The sequence below is a fragment of the Pseudomonas sp. KB_12 genome, assembly GCF_052114545.1.
Taxonomy (GTDB): Bacteria; Pseudomonadota; Gammaproteobacteria; order Pseudomonadales; family Pseudomonadaceae; genus Aquipseudomonas; species Aquipseudomonas brassicacearum.
Genome location: NZ_JBFREY010000006.1, coordinates 1 through 17,161, shown reverse-complemented (window position 1 = coordinate 17,161; position 17,161 = coordinate 1). Strand labels below are relative to the sequence as shown.

Sequence of the window (17,161 nt, the reverse complement as noted above, 5' to 3'; positions counted from 1 at the left end):
TCCGATCCAGGACAGTGAGAAGCCCCATCAGGCGCAGGCGGCTTGGGCTTCGACTTGGGTAAGACGGCCGTTCTCGACTTTCAATACCCGGTCGGCCTGGGAGAAGTAGGCGTCATCGTGCGTGATCACAATCACGGTCTTGCCCCGGGCCTTGAGCTCCGGCAACAACTCCATGTAGAACACCCGCTTGAAGGCCGGGTCCTGGTCGGCCGCCCACTCGTCGAACAGGTAAAACGGTTTGTCGTCCAGATACGCTGAGACTAGCGCCAGTCGTTTGCGCTGGCCGGTGGAGAGCTCCACCGTGGAGAAGCGATCATCGACGATGCTGACCTTGTGCCCCAGGCCCAGCGCCTTGACGTAGCGTGTCGCATCGGCCGTGCGCTGTTCGGCACCCGGGCCATCATCGCCCAGCAAGTGTTCAAACAAATGGAAGTCGGCAAACACGGCAGCAAAGTGCTGGCGGTATTGTTCACGGTTGTCGTCGTCCACCTCCACACCGTTGAGTACGACGCAGCCGGATTCCGGCGCATACAACCCGAGCAGCAGCATGGACAGCGTCGTCTTGCCGCTGCCGTTGCCGCCGACGACAAACACCAGCTCGCCCTGTTCCAACGTCAGATCGATTGGCCCGAGCAGGAAAGGGTGATCCTCATGTTCGCCCGGATAGCGGTGACAGACGCCATTAAGCAGCAGGCGCGTCGGCTCCTGGCTGGCAAACGCGTTACCGACCGGTGCAGCCATCTGGGCTTCGGTGCTCAGTTCGGCATCCAGTTGGCGAATGCGGCTCAGGGCGATACTGGCCTGGCGCAAAGAGGGCAGCGCAATCATCAGGTCGGAGATCGGTCGCACCAGATAGAGCAACGTCACCGTGAAACTGGTGAGCACGGTGATTGACTGCGGCAGCCAGAACGGCACGACAAACAGCAGTACACCCAGGTTGAGGTAAAACAGCAGGGTGCCAAGGTTGGCCACCACTGAATACCCGGCCATGCCGCGCAAAAATCGCACCCGGAACTCATCGGCGCCTGGACGAATGACGCGCTCGACGAACGCTTCGCCACGGGCATTGCTCAATTGCAGTTCCTTGCTGCCTTCGATCAGGCTGCGAAAGTGCTGGTAAAGCACGTCTTTCTGTTGTCGCACCCGTTCCAGGTGGCTCAGCGGGCCGCGTTCGGCCAGGTGAAACGCGATCAGGCCGACCAGCAGGAACAACGCCAGGATCAGCAGCAGTGACCACGACAGCCAGGCCAGGTAGGCGAAACACGCCAACGTCACCACGGCGTTGACGAACAGCAGCGGGACCCACTCGAACGCAGCGGTGAAGGTGTGCACGTCTTCAGTCAGGATCACCAACAAGCGGTGCTTACCCATGGTTTGCAGGCGCTTGAGCGGGGTGGCGAGCAGTTTGCGCGACAAGTCGATGCGCATCTGGAAGATGGCGCTTTGGGTCAGATGCAGCAACGACAGTTCCGAGCAGAGTTTGCACAGCAACATGCCCGCACACAGCCCGAAGAACCCAAGGGCCAGTTCCGGCAACTGATGCGGGTTGGCCAACCCACGGTTGATCAGGATCACCAGCCCTGCGCTCGCCAGGCCGCCCAGGGCGCCGCTGATGGAAGCCAATGCCAGCAGGCGTGCCGATTGGCGGTAAAGATAAAGAATCAGGTTCATGCGACGGTTTCCGTCGAGGCCACAGCCAGCGACTTGTTGAGTTGTTCATGGAAGGCAGACTGCCCGAGGAGCGTGTCGTGATCGGCAGCGACGTGATGATGACTGGTTCGCTGGCAGATGGCGTCCCACTGCGCAGGCAGGCTCGGGCGCTCGACCAGGGTCTGTTCGGCCCACCACAGGTGCAGGGTTGCCTGCACGGTGGGCACTGAATAGCCGTTGACCCAGCGGCGTGCGTCGGCCATCACGTCCAAGACCTGCTCAACGTACGCCAACGGCGCATTGAGGCTCAGGCCGTTGGCAAGTGTCCATTGCAGCAGGGCGAAACGCAATTGCGCCACGCGATCGAGCTTGGCCGTGGCCGCGCGCAATTGTGTCAACGGTTCCGGGGCGAGCGTGGCCAGGCGCTGGCGGCTGTCGCTGCTCAATTCTCGCTGCACGGTGGCATACAACGCATCCCAGGCCAGCGCTTCGTCCTCGGCGTGGAACGTGCTGTCGAACAACCCCAGCCATTCGACCGTTTGCCCAAGTGCTTCCAATTGTCGAGTCAGCTCCAACGCAAGCAATCCCCCCATGGACCACCCGCCCAGGCGATACGGACCCTGCGCTTGAATATGGCGGATCTGCGGCACATAGGCGCTGGCCAATGCGACGAGGTCCTGGTCGCGTAACGACTCGGGCAACGCGATGCCGTAAACCGGTATCGCCTGCGACAAGCCGGCGACCATCGGCAAATAGTGATGAACCCCGCCCGCCGGCTGATGCAGGCAGAACAGGGGGGGCTGGCCTGCCACGCCGGGCTGCAAGGCGATGACGGCTGAGCGGTCGTGCGGCTGGGCGATCTGCTCGGCAAGCTGGATCAGCGTCGGGTGCTGGAAGATCACGTTGACCGGCACTTCGATGCCGAGCAGGGCGCGCAGCCTGGCGGTCATGCGCACCACCAGCAACGAATGGCCACCGAGGGCGAAGAAGTCGTCGTGGCGACCGATGATCTCGACCTCCAGCAGCTCTTGCCAGACCGCCGCGAGCACCTGTTCGACATGCCCCTCGGGCGCGGCATAAACCGCGACGCGGTGGTTCGGCTGCCGGGCCAGCAAGGCGCGATGATCGACCTTGCCGTTGGCGGTGCGTGGCAGTTGCGTCAGCCACTGGATATCGGCGGGGATCATGTGTGCCGGCAACAGTGTCGCCAGGGATTCGCGCACGAGACCGGCCTGAAGCTCGTTAGCCGACTCGACGAAAGCGCGCAAGCTGGGTTCGGCTTGGGTCGTATCCAGCAAGACCACCGCCAGCCTGGCGCCACTGACCTTGCACAGGGCGGTTTCGATTTCGCCGAGTTCGATACGGTAGCCGCGCAATTTGATCTGCGAGTCGCTACGGCCAAGGAACACCAATTGCCCGTCCAGATCCTGCCAGGCGAAGTCGCCGGTGCGGTACAGGCGTTGGCCACGGAGTGCCGGATGGTTGGCCTGGATAAACTTCTCGGCGCTCATCTGTGGCAGCCCCAGATACCCTTCGGATAATCCAGGCCCGGCGATATGGATCTCGCCCTTGAGCCCCCGGGCAACAGGCGCGCCGTCGCTGTCGAGCAAATACACCCGGGTATGAGCAATCGCTCGGCCGATGGGCACGGGGCTCGTACCCCTCTCAGGTTGGCAGAGGGCGACGGTGCTCCACACCGAGGCTTCGGTCGGGCCGTACTCGTTGTACAACTGCGCGCCGGGCTGGCGGCGATAGTGATTGTTCACCAGTGCCGGCGGGCAGCTTTCGCCGGCGACAATCGCCGTGTTCAGCGGGCTCGGGCTATCGCCCAACTCGTCCAGCAACAACGCATACAACGAAGGCAACGCCAGCAGGTGCGACACAGTGTGGCTGCGGATCAACCGGGCCAGTAGCAGCGGATCTTTCTGCTCGGTCTCGCTGGCCAGGTGCAGGCAACCGCCCTGGGCCAGGCTCCAGAACAGCCCGGCGATGGAACTGTCGAAGGCGAACGACGACAGCAGCAGGAAACGTTGCACGGGGTGTGGGTAGCCCGACAGCCGCGCCGCCAGCGAATGCAGGGCGTTGGCATGACTGATGAGCACGCCCTTGGGCTGGCCGGTACTGCCCGAGGTGTAGATCAGGTAGGCCGGTTGATCCCGCGCGACCTGCGGCTCGTCCTGTGGCGGCACCGCCGACATCGCCTGATCGATGGCCAGCGCACTCGGTTGCCAGTCTGTCGGCAGGTCTTGCACGCGGGCGCGGTGGGTCAGCACCAGGCGTGCCTGGCTGTCACGCAGAATATGTTCGATGCGCTCGGTGGGGTAGCTCGGGTCGATCGGTACGTAGCACGCACCGGCGCGCAGAATCGCCACCAGTGCCACCACCGCATCGATGTCGCGCGGCAGGAAATGCGCAATCCGCGCACCAGGCGCCAGGCCTTGGGCGAGCAGTTGCTGGGTCAGGGCGCGGGCGCGCTGATCCAGCTCGGCGTAGCTCAAGGTGCCGCTGGGCCCGCTCACGGCCGGGCGCTGGGCCCGCTCGGTGGCGTCGAGGGTGAAGCAGGCGGCCAGGTTGGGCAGCGCGAAGATGGCGGCATACCGCTGTTCTTGCGCCGGACTCTGAGGGGGCGAAGCCGCCAGCGCGCCGGTGACACGCTGCTGCTCGGCGGCGCTGCAGGTCGTCAATTGGTCCAGCCGGGCAGAGGGCTCATGCAGGCTGTGCTCGATCACACTCAGCAATTGTTCGGCGAGGATTTCGACGTGGGCCGACGTGTAGAGCGCGGCGTCGAAGTGCAGCGACAACCCATTGGATGACGACGGCTGATATTGCAACAGCAGCGCGCAGCCGGCACTGGCACTGGTTGCCTGTTCGATCCGCCAGCCGGCATCGTTCAGGGCACTGTCGGGCGTTGCCGCGAGTTCGCGAAAACCGACACCCGTCAGCGATGGCGCGTGGCTCAAGTGGCTCGGGTAGCTGTCGCGGGCATCGTTGAGCAAGCCAACGCGTTCGCTCAGTTGTCGACACAGTGCGGCAAACGACAACCCGGACGAGGTATCGAGTGTCAGTGGCAGCGGTTCGCAGAACAGACCGAGGGCATCGCCCAGTACGTCAGGCCGTACCTGGTTTTCGTAGGCGAGCGTCAGGCGTTCGGCTTCGCTGTAGCGTTGCCACACGGTGACCCAGGCGCCGAGCACGAAAATGCCAGGGCTGACGCCGAGGTCGTTCGCTTGCCGTTCAAGGCGCTGCCGGGTCGAGTCGTCGAACTGCAGTTGCATGCGCTCAGGGGCGACAGCGGCGCAGGATGCCGGGTTCTGCCGATGCCAAGGTAACGGCACGTCCGTGATCACGGCGTTGAACTGCTCATCCCAGAATCGGCGGCCTTGCTCGTCCACCGACTCCAGGCGCCAGGCCGCGTAGTCGGCGTATTGCAGCGGTGGCTCCTGGGGTGTGGCGTGCAGATAGCCTTGCGCCCATTCTTCGCCGAGATACCCCAGGCTGGTGCTGTCCAGGTGCAAGGCCGGCAAGTGCAACGTGGCCGACTGAGCGTCCACGTGCAGTTCGATGCCCAGCGCCTGCCAATCAGCGGCGCAATCGTCGATCACCTGCATCGGCAGCAACAGCCCCGGCAGTTGCGGGTAGCGGGTGCGCAGGATCTCGTGGCGTTGCAGCAGCGCCGATAAACTGTTGGTCAGCCGTGCACCGTCCAACGGTGTTTCACTGGCAATACGCAGCGTGGCCCGCTGCGCTGTCGCCGAGGCCAGGCTAGTTTGCTGCAAGCGCCACAGATGGGCCTGTTGCGGTGACAGTTCGAAACCTTCAAACGACGTGTCTTCGTGAGACTGAGTCATGCTGAGACCTGTACAAAAAGGTGGGGAATGAGCGCGAGGGACACTGAGTCGATGGCAATCATTGCTCGGCGTCCTTCACGACATTGCGACGACGGGCCTGGCCCAGGGTGCTCTGACGTGCGCTACCGGCTTCACGCAGCGCGGCCTGCGCCTGTTCCCGGCGGGTCTGTTGCAGTTGATTGAGTGGCAGCAGCAACTGGGCGACGTCGGTGTCGGCGTTCAGGCTCAGTTGCTCCAGCAGGCACACGAACAGGCTGTCGAACAGTTCGATGCCGTCACGGGTATAACGGCCGGTGTCGTAGTCGTACACCACCAGCAGTCCTGCGCCGTCATCCACGACGTTGATCAGCAGGTCCACATCCGAGGCCTGTGGCTCCAGTTCCCGTTCACTGATCGCCAACCCCGGCAGATGCAGGTCCTGCTGACGGGTGTTCTGCACCACCAGTTTGACCTGGAAGAACGGCGTGTACCGCGCGTCTCGCTGTGGCAGCAGATCAGCCACCAGCGCGTCGAACGGCAAGTCCTGATGGGCAAAGGCATCCAGCGCCACGCGTCGAGCATCGCCCAGCAATTGGGCAAACGTCTGCTGCGGCGTGACCCGGCAACGCAGCACCAATTGATTGACGAAGAAGCCGACCATGTCTTCGGTCTGCTGTTGATGGCGGTTGGCGATGTCGGTGCCGACCAACAGGTCTTCCCGTCCGGTTTGCTGATGCAGCACGACATTCAACGCGCTGTGCAGCACCATGAACGGCGAGGCGTCGCGAGCTTTCGCCAGGTCGTTGATGGCCTGGGCCAACGATGCCGGCAGGCGACTGCGATGCCGCGCGCACCCGCCAAGGTCGCGGGTCTGGGCGCCCGGTAACAACAGCGGTGCCGGGCTGGCTTGCAGTTGTTGACGCCAGTAGGCCAATTGTTGCTGCCAGACCGGGCCCGGCAGATGCTTGCGTTGCCAGACGGCGAAGTCGGCGTATTGCAGCGGCGGAGTGTCGATGCGGGTTGCCGGGCTGCCAAAACCGACATAGTCGCTGGCCAGTTGATCGACCAATTGCGCAATGGACCAGGCGTCTACGGCAATGTGGTGCAGGGCAATGGCCAGCACATGGGTCTGCGTGTCCAGTTGCAGCAATCGTGCGCGAATCAACGGCGCTTGGGTCAGGTCGAACGGCTGGCCGAAGACCTCGGACAAGTGCACCTGGATCGCCGGCTCACGCTCTTGCGCGGGTACCTGTTGCAGATCGGTGACCGGCAGCGCGAATGCCTGCGCCGTTTCGATCCGCTGCCAAGGCTCACCTTGATCGCTGTGCACGGTGCTGCGCAGCACTTCATGACGGGCGACCAATTGCTCGAAGGCCAGGCGCAGGGCTTCGACATTCAGCGTCCCGGTCAACGTCAGTGCGAACGGAATGTTGAAACCGCTGGAACCAGGGTTCAACTGTTCGAGGAACCACAAACGTTGCTGGGCAAACGACAACGGCAGGGCCTGCGAGCGATCCGCCCGGGTGATGGTCGGCAGGGCCAATGGCGCTGTCTGCAAGCGCGCGCTGTCGATGGCACGGGCCAGGTTTTCCAATACCGGGTGATCGAAGACTGCGCGCAGCGGCAGGTCCACCGCGAGCTGGCTGCGAATGCGCGAAACCACCAAGGTCGCCAGCAAGGAGTGCCCGCCGAGAGCAAAGAAGTTCTCGTCGGCACCGATCGCCGGCACGTTGAGGATTTGCGCCCAGATCGCGCCCAGTTGCTGCTCGGTATCGCTGCTCAGTGGACGTTGTTCGATCAGGTGGCTGTCCAGCGTTCGAGACGTCAGTTCCTTGCGGTCGACTTTGCCGTTGGCGTTCAACGGCAAAGTCTCCAGCTGTTGCCAATGGGCCGGCACCATGTAGGACGGCAGGCGTTGGGCCAACCATTCGTGCAGTACCGCCACCGGGGTGTCGTCGCCTGTCCAGTACGCGACCAGTTGCAGATCGCCGCGCTGGTCGGCATTGACGATCACAGCCACGGCCTGCACGGTGGGATGACGACCCAGGTGATCTTCGATTTCCCCCAGTTCGATACGGTGGCCACGGATCTTCACTTGCTGATCGCGGCGACCGAGGAACTCGATCACCCCATCTGCGCGCCAGCGCCCCAGGTCACCCGTGCGGTAGAAACGGGCCTCGGGTTCGAATGGGTGCGCGACGAACGCGGCCCGGGTTTTCTCCGGGTCGTTGAGGTAGCCGCGACCGACCCCTACGCCACCGACGCAGATTTCCCCCGGCACGCCCACCGGCACCGGACGCAGTTGCGCGTCAACCAGGTACAGATGATTGTTGGCGGTAGGCCGGCCAATCGGCATGGCATTGCCATCTTCGTCCGGTACGCGGGTCAGCGGGTGGAACGCCACATCGTCCGAGCACTCCGCCGGGCCATAGGCGTTCATCAACGGCACATGGGCAAAACGACCCAGCCAGGCCTGGGCCAGGGCCGGGGGCAGGGCTTCGCCGGTTGGCAGCAACCAGCGCAGTGCCGGCAGTTGCGTGTCGGCACCCGCGAGGTCGAGCAGGGCGCGGATCATCGTCGGCACGGCTTCGAGCACCGACAGCTGTTGGGTTTCCAGGGCCGCCAGCAGGCGCTCGGGATCATGGGCAATCACGTCCGGCAGGATGTGCACGGTGGCGCCGAGAATCGGTGCGGCGAGGAACTGCCAGACCGAAATGTCGAACGCCGGGGAGGCGGTCTGGGCAATTCGGTCGGTGCTCGACAGACCCAGCGTCGGCACCTTGCCGAAGATGTTGTTGAGCATGCCCCGTTGTTCGATCATCGCGCCTTTGGGGGTGCCCGTGGAACCTGACGTGAAGATCACATAGGCCAGGTCGTCAGGGCTGCCTGCCATTTGCAGTGGCGTCGCATCACCACCCAGCCAGAGCGCTTCGGTGCGCAAGCGTCGCGGTGTTGCGGTACACGCGGCCAGTGCCGGGTCGATGACCGAATCGGCGCTGTCGCTGGTCAACAGGATCGTCGCCCCGGACAGTTCGAGAATTTCACCCAGGCGTTGGGGGGGATGCTTGATGTCCAGCGGCAAGTAGGCGGCACCGGCCTTGAGCACGGCGATCATCATGCTCAGCAGCGGCAGGCCACGTTCGCCGGCCAGGGCCACCAGGGTGTCACGACCGGCGCCGGTTTCCACCAGTGCCCGGGCCAGGCGATTGGCGCGCTGGTCCAGCTCGGTGTAGCTCAGGCTCTCGGCGCCACACACGGCCGCGATGCGCTGTGGATGCGCGGCCACCTGGCGGGCGAACAGCTCGGCGTAGGTTTGCTCCAGCGGGAAGTCGAGTTCGCTGCGGTTCCAGTCCACCAGCAAGGTCTGGCGTTCCTCCGGCGTCAGCAACGACAGCGACGCCAGTGGTGCGTCAGGCCGGGCAACCATTTGCGTCAGTAGCTGGCGCAAGTGGCCGAGCATGCGTTGCACGGTCTCGGTGTCGAACCTTGCGGCGTCGTAAGTCAAGCGAATGCCCAGGCGATCGCCGGGGTAAAGCACCACCGTCATTGGATAGTTGGTGTGCACCCGGTCTTCGTAGATGTCGACGTTGAAGTCGACCTGGCGATCCGACAGGCCGGCGTCGAACGGCGCGTTTTCGAACACCACCAGGCTGTCGAACAGCGAGCGACCATGCTCGATTTCACTCCAGCGCTGAATATCCACCAGCGGTGCGTGTTCGTAGGCACGCAGCTCGACGTTGTGTGCGAACAGCGCTTGCAGCCAGGGCACCACGGCTTGTTCATCGTCAACCTTGACCCGCAACGGCAGGCTGTTGATAAACAGGCCGACGATGTCTTCCACGCCGGGCAGGTCGGTTGGACGGCCCGACACCGTGACGCCGAACAAGACGTCATCGCTGCCACTGTAGCGCGATAGAAGCAGGGCCCACGCGCCTTGGATCCACGTGTTGGACGTGAGTTGGTGCTGTTGGCACAACGCGGTCAAGGCGCGGGTGTCGGCAATCGACAAGGTGACGTCAAGGTTGGCGACGGTCTCGACCGCTTGCTCGGTCGTGGCCGGGCGATCCACCACCAGCGGTGTCGGCGCGCTGAAACCGGCCAGTTCGCGGGTCCAGAATTGTTCGGTGATGGACGTGTCCTGGCATTGCAACCAATGGACGTAGTTGCTGAACGACGGCAGCAACGGACGCGCCACCGGCTGGCCGAGTACGCGCGCCTGGTAGTGGGCGAACAGGTCGGCCATCAACAGGCCGAAGCACCAGGCGTCGGTCAGGATGTGGTGGAAGCTGCGCACGATCAGGAACTCCCGGTCAGCCACCTGGAACACCCGCAGGAACGTCAACGGTGGCCGACGCATGTCGAAGCCCTGACGGCATTCAGCGTCCAGCACAGCGTCGAGTTGACGCTGGCGGCTCGCCTCGTCGAGGTGACGCCAGTCGTACCAGGCGAAGGCCGGATCGGTGTCGTGGTAAACGCATTGCAGCGCAGCCTTGCCGTCCTGCCACCAGAAACCGGTGCGCAGCATCGGATGCCTGGCCAATTGTTGTGCCCAGGCGTATTCGATGGCGCTGCGGTCCAGCTCACCGTCCCAACGATAGCGTTGCTGCATCAGGTAAATGCCGCTGTTGGGACGCAGCAGGGTGTGCAGCAACATGCCTTCCTGCATCGGCGACAAGGGCAGCAAGTCGTCGATGCCGGCCCAATCGAAGTTCGTGCCCAAGGCGCTGAGCTCGTGTCCGGCTGCGCGACACAACGGGAAGGCGTGGGCACCGGGAATGGCTTGCTCGGCGTCGGCAGCCAGGATGGCCAGACGCTGCTCCAAGACCTCGGCCCAGCGCTCTGCGCCGGCGCCACGGCAATCGATGTGCAGTTGACCGTGTCGGAGGCTGACGGACAGGGTCAAGCCAGGCGCATCGATCGACGCGCTGCCGGCGATGACGTCGCCCAACGGTCCTTCATGGGCTTGCCATTCGCCGGCCATGACGATATGCACGGTCGGCTGTGGCAGGCTCAGCAGCGGTTCGCGCAAGTAGTCGTTGTCGGCCAAGTAACGCAACACGCCGTAGTCATCACCGGTGTCCGGGGCGGCGGCCAGTTGTGCGTCAACCTGCGCAAGCATTTGTGCGGCGCTGGCCGTCGGCGTCAGGCTCAGGCGCAGGGGAACGGCGTGGCTCAGCGCGCCGATGACCGTGGCCGGATCGAAATCGGTGCGGCTCAAGGCGCTGGTGAGCGGTAAACGAGCGCGCTCGCAGCGACCGCGATCCAGGCTTAGCCAGACGTCCTGGCTGGCACTTTGTTGTGCCAGTTCCGCTGCGACGGCGGTAGCTACCAGTGATGCCCACGGCGCGTGGCTGCGGCGTTGCAGCACATTCAGACGGGCGCTCAGAGACGACGAAATCCGCACGCGGCGCTCAGTGGCCGGCCCCTGCGGTTGCGGGGCGGACGGCAGGGCTTCACCAGCGTATTGCAGCCAGTATTCCCACGCCGGCTCCAAGCCGTCTTCATCCTTGGCGCGGGTAGTTTGGTATTCAGCCCATTCATCCAGATTGCCACCGGGACGCGGCAAATCGATTGCACGGTCGTACTGCGCTTGCGCCACGGCCAGCGCCAGGTCCGTCATCAGCAAAGCCCATGAACTGGCGTCCAGGCGCAAGGCATGCGCCACCAACAGCACGGCGTCGCCCTGTTCGCAAAGGCAGGCATGCCAGCCTTCGCCGGCGGCGTGGTCCAGCCTGGCCAGGGTGGTTTCAGCCAGCTCGGCCAATGCGTTGGAATCGCCAGTGTTCAACGACTGGCGACTGGCGCTGACCGGCTTAGGTGTAGCCGGCAGGGTTTGCACCCAGGTGCCGTCAGCCTGTGGGACCAGGCCCACTTGCAGCGCCCGGTGCTGTTGTTGCAGGGCCAACACGGCACGGCTCAACACCTCGACGCTGATCGGTGCATTCAAGGCCACACAGCGCCAGTCCGCCGCCAGCGGGCCGGCTTCGAGGCGGGCATGCTGACCCGCTGTCAGCGGCACATTGCGCGCCACGCTGCTGGTCTCGCGGCTGTAGTTCGTGCCTTGGCTGATCACCGCGGAGATTTCGGCGATGGTGCGGTTTTCGAACAACTGCTTGGGCGTCAGCTTCATGCCGCGCTGGTGGGCGCGAGCGATGATCTGCAGGTTGAGAATCGAATCACCGCCCAGGGCAAAGAAGTTGTCGTGGATACCGACGCGCTCGACCCGCAGCACATCCTGCCAGATCTCGACAAAGGCGCTTTCCACCGCATCCCGTGGGGCTTCGTAGGTGTCCTGACGGGTCGGGGCGTCGGGCAAGGGCAAGCGGGCAATGTCCGGTTTGCCGTTGGCGTTCAGCGGGATGGCATCCAGCGCGATGAAGTCCGCTGGCACCATGTAATCCGGCACGCGCAGCGCCAGGTCATGGCGCAGCTTGTCGGCAGACATGGAGGTACTGGCCACCAACCAGGCGACCAGGCGTGGCGTCTCGTTGGCCGGCTGCACCACATGCACCAGCACTTGCTGGATGTTGCTCGACAGGCGTTTGATCTGTGCTTCGACTTCGCCCAATTCAATGCGGTAGCCGCGCAGCTTGATCTGGTTGTCGACGCGCCCAAGGAATGCCAGCTCGCCAGTCTCTAGCCAACGCACACGGTCGCCAGTGCGGTAGGCGCGGGGCAGGTCGGCGACGGCCGTGAAGCGCGCAGCGGTTTGCGCTGGATCGCCGAGGTAGTCGATGGCCAGGCCTTCGCCGCCCACCCACAGTTCCCCCGGCACACCGACAGGCACTGGGTGACCGTGGTTGTCGAGTACCCGCAGTTGCCGGTTTGGCTGCGGGCGGCCCAGCGGTTGCACACCGGCCAGAGGCTGGTCGATGCGCGACAGGCAAATGCCCACTGCGCTTTCGGTCGGGCCGTAGTGGTTGTAGACCGCGAGGTCCGGACGCAGCGCCCGGAGGGTGTCCAGCAATGTGCCTTGCAGCGCTTCGCCACCCAGCAACAAGGCGCGGCGCGGGAGCAGATCGGCGTCGGGACGAGCGGCGAGCAGACCGTGCAAGTGATTGGGGGTGAGCTTGACCAGATCCGGGGTGAACTCGGCAAAACACTGCGCCAGTGCGTTCGGGTCGGCACGTGTGTCGTCGTCCACCAGCAACAGGCTGCCACCGCTGACCAGCGCGCCGAACAACTGGGTGTACCCAAGGTCCGCCGCCAGGGTCGAGAGCAGCGCATGGCGCCAGGGTTGTTCCGCCTCGGCGCAACCCAGTTCGGCCAGAATGCCGGTGATATAAGCGACGATAGCCCGATGAGACAGGCGCACGCCTTTCGGCGTACCGGTGGAGCCGGAGGTGTAGATCACATAGGCGCAGGCCTGTTGATCCACCGCTGGCAGGTCGATGCCGGTGGCACGGGCCGAGGCCTCGATCACCTGCACGCAGGCGCTTTCGAAGGCCGGTGTCCCGATGATGAAGTCCACGTCGGCACTGGCGATCAGTGCGCTCAGGCGCGAGGCCGGTTGGCCCAGGTCCAGCGGCAGGAAGCAACCACCGGCCTGCATCACCGCCAGCAGCGAGATGACCGCGTCGTTGTTGCGGGGCAGGGCCAGCGCGACTCGATCACCCTGTTGCAGGCCCCGCTGGCGCAAGGCGTTGGCCAATCCGGTCGATGCTTCAAGCAGTTCGCCGTAACTCAAGGCGCCGTTGGCGTCGCGCACGGCTTCGCGCTCGGGATGACGGCGGGCCTGGATGGCGATCAGTGCGTGCAGCGGCGCATCAGGCAATGGGAGGGGCGCACCGTTGCCCCAGTGGCGGGTCAGCTGCAGCTCTTGCGCCGGGCACAGTGGCACGTCGGCCAGGGGCCGATTCGCGTCAAGGCTCAGTTCCTCGACGAGCACGGCCAATTGCTGCAACAGGCGCGCGCCGGCCGCGTCGGACAAGCGTTTGCGTTGATGCACCAGGTGCAGTTGCAAGCAGTCGCTTTCCATCGACGCGATCAGCGACATCGGGTAGTTGTTGCGCCCGCCCGTGTGGCGCAAGGGCGCGGCGTGTTCGGCGTCCGGTAGACCGAACAGGCCATCGTCGATTTGATCCAGCTCCCGGGGGAATGGGAAATTTTCGAATACGATGATCGCTTCGAACAATTCGCCACCCGGCGGCAGCGCGGTCAATGCCCGCAGACTGGCGAGTGGGGTGTGTTCGTGCTCGCGCATCTCGGCGTTCCAGTCCTGGATGCCCGCCAGCCATTGACCCACGGTCGGTGCATCGTCCCAACGAACGCGCAGTGGCAAGGTGTTGATGAACAGGCCGACCATGCGCTCGACACCGCTCAGACGCTGTGGGCGCCCGGCCACGGTGACGCCGATCAGGCTTTCATCAGAGCCATTGTGACGACCCAGCAGGTAAGCGTAAGCCGCTTGCAGCAAGGTGTTGACGGTCAGGTTGTGGTTCCGGGCGAAGCCGGCCAGGCGAGCGGTGGTTGCGGCATCCAGCCTCAGGGAATGCTCGGTGCAGGGCAGGCGAGCGTCTACCGGGTCGGCGACCAGGCCGCGCGGGTCCGATTCGGGCACGCGGGTGGTGTTGGCGAAGTCTGCCAGGCGGCTGTGCCAGAAGTCGTCTGACGAAGGGCGTTCACTGAGGTAAGCCACGTAATCCTGGAACGGTCGCACCGTTTCCAGTGACGCGTGCTGGCCACGCCGTGCCGCACGATACAGATCACGCCAGTCCGCGAGCAGCGAGCCGACGCTCCAACCGTCGAGCAACAGGTGATGGTGCGTCCAGACCAGCGACCACTGTGCTTGGCCGTTTACATCGTCCAGTCGTGCCAGGGTCAGGCGCATCAACGGGGCGGCACCCAGTTCGAACGCCTGTGCGTGATCTTCTGCCGCGAGGGCTGCCAGCCCTTGCGAGTGACCGCGTAGATCGACTTCACGAAGGGGCAGGTCGACTTCCTTGAGGATGACCTGATAGGCGTCGTCCAGCTCCTCCCAGAGAAACGCCGTGCGCAACACTGCGTGGCGTTGCATCAGGGCCACCCAGGCCAGGCGGAACGCAGCGAGGTCGAGCTCACCGGCCAGGCCGATGTTCATCTGCTGGTAATAAACCCGGGATTCGGGCGCATAGGCCTCGTGGTACAGCAGGCCTTTTTGCAGCGGGGTCAGCGAATAGATATTTTCGATTTGGTCATGCATGGCGGCGGTGTTCAATCCAGAAAAACGAGGAGACACGTGCGCCGCGAACGGCGCACTTCTAAGTCAAATACAGGTCGTGCCGGGGCTCACTTCTTCGGCCCCAGGCGTTTGAGCAAGGTGTCGAGGGTCGCCTGGTTCATGCCTTTGGCCAGCGGGAAGTCCGCAGGCATCAGCGAACCGGCCTGCGGGTCGAGGCAGTGTTCGACCAGCGCCTGCAAACGTTCCAGCAGGCGAGCGGGCAAACGGCTGTCGGCATTCGGCGTGACGCTGTGCCATTCGACACGCAACACGCCGTCCTCCAGCCAGGCCACCACTTCTCGGGCATGGGTCACTCGGTTCACCGGGGCCACGTCCGGCGGCGGGGTCAGGCTGCTGGCGCGCAACCAGCCCGCTGGCGTTTGCTCATGCCCCAGGTAGTTGAACAGCACATCACCGTGGCTGGCCGGTAACTCGCCGCGCTGGCGCAGCAAGCCGTAGCCGAGGCCCAGGCCAGGTACGTCACGCAAGGCTTGCTTGGCGTTGCGCACCTGATCGCCCGCGGCGCCGCTGGCATTCACTCGCAGTGGGTAAAGGGTGGTGAACCAGCCGACGGTGCGGCCGACGTCCAGCCCGGCAAACGGTGCGTCACGCCCGTGGCGCTCCAGGTCCACGACGATGTCGCTGCGCTGTTCGGCCTCGGCCAGGGTCGCGGCGAGGGCGGCGATCAGCAGTTCTTCCGGTTGGGTGCGGTAAGCCGCCTGGGATTCGGTCAGCCATTGGTGCGTGCGGCTGGCATCCCAGCGAGCCGACAGGGTCTGGCGTTCGGCGACCGTGGCCATGGGCGGCTGGTTTGCGCCGATCTGGGCACTCCAGTAGCGATGCTCGGCAGCGACCTTGGCGGCATGGGCTTGCAGGTGCTCGCTCCATTGACGATACGAGGTGGTTTTCGCCGGCAACGTCGGGCTCTCGCCACGCTCCAGTGCCGGGTACAACTGCTGGAAGTCTTCCAGCAGCGGCGTCCAGGACAGCGCATCGACCACCAGGTGATGGGCCACCAGGTACAGGCGCTGCGGGGTGCCTTCCAGCAGCGCCGCGGCAAACAGCGGGCCGTGTTGCAGGTCCAGGTTCTGGGCGACTTGCAGCAGTTGTTCCGGGTGCTCGCAGCAGGTCAACTGGGCCGCAGCCAGCGGCGCGATGTGCGCCTGCCATTGGCCGTCGACGTCGGTGAAACGCAGGCGCAGGGCGTCGTGGTGGGCGACCAGCCGATCCAGCGTGGCTTGCACGATGGCCGGCTCCAGGCGACGGTCGCTGTCGGCCAGCACCGATTGGTTCCAGTGCGCGGCCTGGACCTGTTGCTGGTCGAAGAACCACTGGTGCAATGGCATCAGCGGCATCGGCCCGGTCACGTCACCTTGTTCGGCCTGGGTCAGCAGCGCCGTGGTCACATGGGCCAGGGCCGCCGGGGTCGGCGAACGGAACAAGTCCCGTGGCGTGAGCGAATAGCCCTGTTCACGCAAGCGCGAGATCAGTTTCAAGCCAAGGATCGAGTCACCGCCCAAGGCGAAGAAACTGTCCGAGGTGCCGACTTCGCGGCCGCCGGTCAAGGTGTCGCCGAGCAGTTCGCCGAACAACTGGCAGAGCAGGCGTTCCAGGTCGGTGCGCGGTGCCGCGTAGTCTTTCTGGGTGTTTGGCAAAGGCAGGGCGGCCAGGGCCTTGCGGTCGATCTTGCCGTTGGTGCTCAGGGGCAGGGCCGGGATTTGCACCCATACCGCCGGCACCATGTAGGCCGGCAGCTCGGCCGCGAGCTGGGTGTCGAGGTCCGGTTGCGCAGGCGCTCACCGGCCACGAACGGGCTGGCGAGGAAGCGTTCCTCGCTCAGGTCCGGACGTTTCAGATAACCCCGGGCCACACCGACGCCGCCGATGTACAGCTCGCCGATGCTGCCAATCGGCAACGGCTGCAGGGCTTCGTCGAGGATGTACAAGCGCAGGTTGGCGATGGGCTTGCCGATCGGCACGATCACATCGTCCGCCGAGCAACGCCAGACCGAGACGTCGATGGCYGCTTCGGTCGGGCCGTACARGTTGACCAGCGCYGCCGGGTGTTGRCCCATGAAGCGCCGCACCAGGTCCACCGGCAAGGCTTCGCCACTGGCGAACACTTGGCGCAGGCTCTGGCAGTCGACCAGGCTCGGCTCTTCGACAAAGGCCCGCAGCATCGACGGTACGAAGTGCAACGTCGTGACCCGTTCCTGCTGGATCAACTGGCTGAGGTAGGCCGGGTCGCGATGACCGTCCGGACGAGCGACCACCAGGGTCGCGCCGGTGATCAGCGGCCAGAAGAACTCCCACACCGACACGTCGAAGCTGTACGGGGTCTTTTGCAGCACACGGTCGTTCGGGCCAATCGGGAAGGCGTCCTGCATCCAATGCAGACGGTTCATCAAGGCGCCGTGTTCGTTCATCACGCCTTTGGGTTGGCCGGTGGAACCGGAGGTGTAGAGCACGTAGGCCAGGTCGTGGGC

5 protein-coding genes are annotated in these 17,161 nt (G+C 64.6%); all 5 read right to left on the bottom strand.

The features are described from left to right. Positions 1–27: 27 nt before the first annotated feature. Positions 28–1,671 (bottom strand): cyclic peptide export ABC transporter, encoded by a 1,644-nt coding sequence (locus AB4Z20_RS04835; RefSeq protein ID WP_442089437.1) that lies wholly within the window; start codon positions 1,669–1,671, stop codon positions 28–30. Then, positions 1,668–5,498, bottom strand: a complete 3,831-nt coding sequence (locus tag AB4Z20_RS04830) for a non-ribosomal peptide synthetase (protein WP_442089436.1) — start codon at positions 5,496–5,498, stop codon at positions 1,668–1,670. The genes AB4Z20_RS04835 and AB4Z20_RS04830 overlap by 4 nt, the downstream gene beginning before the upstream one ends. Before the next feature lie 58 nt (positions 5,499–5,556). Then, positions 5,557–14,658 carry an amino acid adenylation domain-containing protein gene (locus AB4Z20_RS04825; RefSeq protein WP_442089435.1) on the bottom strand — a complete coding sequence of 3,034 codons (9,102 nt, stop codon included), beginning with the start codon at positions 14,656–14,658 and terminating at the stop codon, positions 5,557–5,559. 86 nt (positions 14,659–14,744) lie between these two features. Next, entirely contained in the window at positions 14,745–16,400 is a 1,656-nt protein-coding gene (locus tag AB4Z20_RS04820) for a condensation domain-containing protein (RefSeq protein ID WP_442089434.1), read from the bottom strand. Continuing rightward, positions 16,376–17,161, bottom strand: a 786-nt coding sequence (locus tag AB4Z20_RS04815) for an AMP-binding protein (RefSeq protein WP_442089433.1), incomplete at its 5' end; no start/stop codon positions are given. The genes AB4Z20_RS04815 and AB4Z20_RS04820, both read right to left, overlap by 25 nt.